The sequence below is a fragment of the Blastococcus sp. CCUG 61487 genome, assembly GCF_005222955.1.
Classification (GTDB): Bacteria; Actinomycetota; Actinomycetes; order Mycobacteriales; family Geodermatophilaceae; genus Blastococcus.
The window spans coordinates 1-550 of sequence record NZ_LWUA01000256.1; the positions used below are offsets into that span (position 1 = coordinate 1).

1 protein-coding gene is annotated in these 550 nt (G+C 67.5%); it reads right to left on the reverse strand.

Annotated elements, in window-relative coordinates:
* Positions 1–15 precede the first annotated feature (15 nt).
* Positions 16–550: IS3 family transposase (locus tag A6V29_RS16180; RefSeq protein WP_137161253.1), on the reverse strand; the 535-nt coding region annotated here is incomplete at its 5' end.

Genomic DNA, 550 nt, shown 5'->3' on the forward strand with positions numbered 1-550 from the left:
TGTCCCGCCCCGGGTTCAGTGGAGGCTCGGAACTGACGCGGCGACGGTAGTCGCCGCGGTGTTGTGTCGGTAGAAGTGGTCCTCGTGCTCGGCTGGTGGAACGAGGCCGATCTCGCCGTGCAGGCGTCGGTGGTTGAACCAGTCGATGTACTCGGCGACGGCGATCTCGAGGTCGTCGATGCCCTTCCACGGACCTCTGTTGCGGACCAACTCGGCCTTGAACAGCGAATTGAATGCCTCGGCCAGCGCGTTGTCATACGAGTCACCGGTTGAGCCGACCGAGGCGACCGCGCCGGCCTCAGCTAAGCGCTGGGTGTAGCGCACCGCGACGTATTGCACGCCCTTGTCCGAGTGATGGACCAGGCCGCCGACGTCTCGACCGGTCCGCCGGCGGGTCCACAGCCCCATCTCCAGAGCGTCGAGGGCCAGGTCGGTGCGCAGCGAGCGGGACAGCTGCCAGCCCACCACCCGGCGGGAGAACACGTCGATGACGAAGGCGGCGTAGACCCAGCCGGAGAACGTGCGGCAGTAGGTGTGGGGTCGGGCCGCA